Here is a 4415-nt window from a genome sequence, read left to right on the forward strand (position 1 = left end):
TTCGAGCCCGTGCTCGGGTTCGAGGTGCACGTCGAGTTGAACACCCGCACCAAGATGTTCTCCGGCGCGCCCAATCCCGCCCACCCCGACAACCACGACGCCGCGCCGAACACCCTGGTGGCTCCCGTGGACATGGGTCTCCCCGGTTCACTGCCGGTGGTGAACGAGCAGGCGATCCGCTCATCGATCAGTCTGGGCTTGGCGCTCGGGTGCTCCATCGCCCCGTCGAGCCGGTTCGCACGCAAGAACTATTTCTATCCCGACCTGGGGAAGAACTACCAGATCTCGCAGTATGACGAACCCATCGCCTTCGAGGGCAGAGTCGAGGTGGAGCTCGAGGACGGAACGATCGTCGAGGTCCCCATCGAGCGTGCGCACATGGAGGAGGACGCCGGAAAGCTCACCCACATGGGCGGTGCCACGGGCCGCATCCAGGGGGCGGAGTATTCGCTGGTCGACTACAACCGCGCCGGGGTTCCGCTGGTCGAGATCGTCACCAAGCCGATCTTCGGTGCGGAGCACCGCGCGCCCGATATCGCGAAGGCCTACGTCGCCACGATCCGCGACATCGTGCGATCGCTGGGCATCTCGGAAGCGCGGATGGAACGCGGGAACCTGCGATGCGACGCGAACGTCTCCCTGCGGCCGCGGGCCGCAGCGGGACAGCCGGTGGCGCCGCTGGGCACCAGGACCGAGACGAAGAACGTCAACTCGATGCGCTCGGTCGAGCGCGCCGTGCGCTACGAGATCCAGCGACAGGCCGCGATCCTGGCCGATGGCGGCGCGATCGTGCAGGAGACCCGCCACTGGCACGAGGACACCGGCACCACGTCACCTGGGCGCCCGAAGTCCGACGCGGACGACTATCGTTACTTCCCCGAGCCGGATCTGCTGCCCGTCGCGCCGGCGCCCGACCTGGTCGAGAAGCTTCGCGCAGCCCTTCCGGAAGCGCCGGCGGCGCATCGCCGTCGGCTGAAGGCCGCGTGGGGGTTCACCGACCTGGAATTCCAGGACGTCCGCAACGGCGGACTGCTCTCAGAGGTCGAGGCGACCGTCGCCGCCGGGTGTGCGCCCGCTGCCGCCCGCAAGTGGTGGACGGGTGAGATCAGCCGTATCGCGAACGCGCAGGGTGCCGAGCCGGGAGCGCTCGTCACGCCGGCCGATGTCGCCGCCCTGCAGGCGCTGGTCGTGGCCGGCACCCTCACCGACAAGCTCGCACGGCAGGTGCTCGAGGCGATGATCGCCGGCGAGGGCACACCGCTGGAGATCGTCGACGCACGTGGTCTTGCCGTGGTCTCCGACGACGGCGCGCTCGTGGCGGCGATCGACGAAGCCCTGGCCGCACAGCCCGACGTGCTCGAGAAGATCCGGGACGGCAAGGTACAGGCCGCCGGAGCGATCATCGGTGCCGTCATGAAGGCGATGAGGGGGCAGGCCGACGCCGCACGGGTGCGGGAGCTCATCCTGGAGCGCGCCGCGCAGTGATCAGCCGATCAGCCGACCGGCGTCGGCTGCGGGCGGCGTGTCGGTGGCCGGGAGCACGATAGAAGCATGGGACGCGGGGACGGTTCGGGGCGCATCGTGTCCGCCGCGGACGCGGATGACACGGGGGCGGGAATCCTCCACGTCGACATGGACGCGTTCTATGCGGCGGTGGAGGTGCTCGACGACCCTTCCCTGGCCGGGAAGCCGATCATCGTCGGTGCGCCGGAGGGGCGAGGTGTCGTCTCGAGCGCGTCGTACGAGGCCCGGCGCTTCGGCGTGCGCTCGGCGATGCCCGTGGGTCAGGCTCTGCGCCTGTGCCCGACGGCGACCGTCGTCTCGCCGCACTTCGATCGCTACATCGCCCTCTCGCGGCAGGTGATGGACATCTTCCGGGATGTCACGCCCCTCGTCGAGCCGCTGTCCATCGACGAGGCCTTCCTCGACGTGCGCGGGGCGCGACGACTCTGGGGGAGACCCGGGGAGATCGCACGGATGCTGCGGCGGAAGGTTCGCGATGAAACCGGCCTCACGTGCAGCATCGGCGCAGCAGCCACGAAGCACGTCGCGAAGATGGCGTCGACGATCAGCAAGCCCGACGGGCTGCTCATCGTTGCCGAGGCCGACACGCAACGTTTCCTCGCCGCCCGCTCGGTACGCGCGCTGTGGGGTGTGGGGCCGAAAGCGGCGGAGGCGCTCGAGTCGCGCGGACTGCGCACCGTCGCCGACGTTCTCGACGCACCCACGTCGGTGCTCGAGCACGCTCTCGGCTCCGCGATGGCGCACCGCGTGTGGCACCTCTCCCGCGGGATCGATCCCCGCGAGGTCACGACGGAGCGGGTGGAGAAGAGCGTCGGGCACGAGGAGACCTTCGGCGAAGACATCGACGACCCGCGCGTACTCCGCTCCGAGTTCCGGCGCCTCGCCGATCGTGTGGCGGCTCGGCTCCGATCGCACGGGTGGGAGGCCGGCGTCGTCGCGGTGAAGGTGCGTCTGTCCGACTTCACCACCCTGTCGAGATCGCAGACTCTGGCTGACCCGACGTCCGTCGGTCAGCGGATCGGGGAGACCGCGATCGAGCTCTTCGAGACGGTGGCGCGGGATCTGCCGGTGCGCCTGATCGGGGTCCGCGGAGAAAAGCTCCGTCCGTCCGGCAGCGGAGCGCTGGCGCTGTGGGACGACGATGAGGACTGGCGGCGCGTCGAAGACGCGCTCGACGGCGCGACGGCGAAGTTCGGGAAGGGCGCTGTGACACGGGCCACCCTTCTCGGGCCCGCGAGAGCCGGTGGTGCCGCGCCGTCGCATCCGCGGGCCGACCACCCGCCCGCACACTGATCGGGATCTGTCCCCGCGGCTCGGATGCGGGTAGCGTGGACGACATGCCCAACATCGCACTCGAACTCGGCAAGCAGTCGGCGGCCTTCGGCGTCAACAGCGCGTATGGAGAACAGCAGGACGTCGACGGCGTCCGCATCGTTCCCGTCGCCCTGTCGTGGTCGGGATTCGGTGGCGGCAGCGACGACGCGGGCAACGGCGGTGGCGGTGGCGGTGGCTACGCGATCCCGCTCGGCGCCTACATCCGCCGCGGTGACGACCTCCGCTTCGAGCCGAACATCGTGTCGCTGCTCGCCGTCGCGATCCCGTTCGTGTGGGTCGCGGGTCGCTCGCTCAGCCGTGTCATCCGCATCCTCAAGAAGTAGTCGCGACCCGGTCGATCTCGCCCTCGCCCGTGCGGCCTCCGTCGTGCGGGATGCCGTTGCGGCGACCGCTGCGGCGAATCCCGTCGTGCTCATCGACGGTCGCAGCGGGGCAGGAAAGTCCTCACTGGCGCGACGTCTGATGCGGGATTGGCCGATGCGCGGTCGCGTGCAGGCTGTCGCCCTCGACGCGCTCTATCCCGGATGGGACGGGCTGCGCGAGGGTGTCGAGCTCGCGCGAGAGCAGATCCTGATCCCGCATGCTCGCGGTGTCATCGGCGTGTGGCGCAGCTGGGATTGGGAGCGCGACGGGTGGGATGCGGCCCACGCCGTCGACCCCGCGCTGCCGCTCATCGTCGAGGGAGCCGGGCTCCTCACTCCCGGGACGGCACCGCTGGGCGACGTTCGCGTCTGGCTCGAGTCTCCGGCGGCCTCCCGTCGGCACCGCGCTCTCGATCGCGACGGCGAGACCTACCGTCCGCACTGGGAACGGTGGGCGGCGCAGGAGGACCGCCACCTCGCCGAAGACGAGCCGGCCTCCCGCGCGACGCACGTGTTCGCCGTGCCCTGATCACGCCGTGAGGTGATCCGGGCTCGGCGATATCAGTCGTCGAGAGCCGTCATCAGGCCGTCGAGACGGAATCCCAGCCATTCGTAGACGCCGAAGCGGGGATCATCGACGTCGCCGTCGCTCTCCGTCCGGATCCCGAGGCGCTCGGCGAGCACGAGTCGCAGGGCGGCCAGGCAGCGCACCCACGCGGCCACGGTGGGCGGATCCAGGGGAAGCCCCACCGGCTCGAGGTCGGTCGGATCCTCCGCGAGCAGGGGCGCCAACGACGCCACCACCATCGCGGCGTCGTCGCTGCGCCGCTCCAGAAGGGTCGGCTCGGTGAGACGGCGGAACTCGTCTGAGCCCTGCGGGTCGTCGGTGTACGCATCGGGGACAAGTCGCGCGACCGCCGGGTCCTCCGTCGGCCGTGACGCCTGAAGCAGCTCGTCGAACTGCGTGACGAGGTCGGTGAGGTGCGTCGCCTCGAGCGGAGTGATCTCGAGGATCACGGTCTTGGCGTCGGTCATTCCGGTGCCTCTCTCACGGTCGCCCACAGTCCGTAGTCGTGCATCGCTTGCGCATGAAGCTCCATCTGTTCGCGCGCTCCCTCAGCCACGACGGCATGTCCGTCGTGGTGCACGGCGAGCATGAGATGCTCGGCGCGATCCCGCGGATAGCCGAAGTAC

Annotated in this window: 6 protein-coding genes; 4 read left to right on the top strand and 2 right to left on the bottom strand. The window is 69.9% G+C overall.

What is annotated here, in order from left to right; translation table 11 throughout:
* The 4 genes from gatB to B4E30_RS15745 all read left to right on the top strand — a co-directional run.
* Nucleotides 1-1485 (top strand): Asp-tRNA(Asn)/Glu-tRNA(Gln) amidotransferase subunit GatB (gene gatB, locus B4E30_RS15730; RefSeq protein WP_286796155.1); only part of this gene is annotated, 1485 nt, incomplete at its 5' end.
* Between the two features lie 66 nt (nt 1486-1551).
* The gene (gene dinB, locus B4E30_RS15735; protein ID WP_286796157.1) at nt 1552-2817 is read left to right on the top strand and encodes a DNA polymerase IV; all 1266 of its coding nucleotides are present in this window, start codon (nt 1552-1554) and stop codon (nt 2815-2817) included.
* Between the two features lie 44 nt (nt 2818-2861).
* Nucleotides 2862-3182: a hypothetical protein gene (locus B4E30_RS15740; protein WP_071043395.1), complete on the top strand. Its 321-nt coding sequence runs from the start codon at nt 2862-2864 to the stop codon at nt 3180-3182.
* The gene (locus B4E30_RS15745) at nt 3157-3750 is read left to right on the top strand and encodes a hypothetical protein (RefSeq protein ID WP_286796158.1); all 594 of its coding nucleotides are present in this window, start codon (nt 3157-3159) and stop codon (nt 3748-3750) included. Before B4E30_RS15740 ends, B4E30_RS15745 begins: the two co-directional genes overlap by 26 nt.
* 32 nt (nt 3751-3782) lie before the next feature.
* Here B4E30_RS15745 and B4E30_RS15750 read toward each other — a convergent pair whose 3' ends face one another.
* Nucleotides 3783-4256 (bottom strand): DUF2017 family protein, encoded by a 474-nt coding sequence (locus B4E30_RS15750; protein ID WP_286796160.1) that lies wholly within the window; start codon nt 4254-4256, stop codon nt 3783-3785.
* A partial coding sequence (locus tag B4E30_RS15755) for an ATP-dependent Clp protease adaptor ClpS (protein ID WP_286796162.1) occupies nt 4253-4415 on the bottom strand: 163 nt, incomplete at its 5' end. The genes B4E30_RS15750 and B4E30_RS15755, both read right to left, overlap by 4 nt.

Origin of the sequence: Microbacterium sp. UBA3394 (assembly GCF_002358725.1) — a bacterium.
Lineage (GTDB): Bacteria > Actinomycetota > Actinomycetes > Actinomycetales > Microbacteriaceae > Microbacterium > Microbacterium luteum.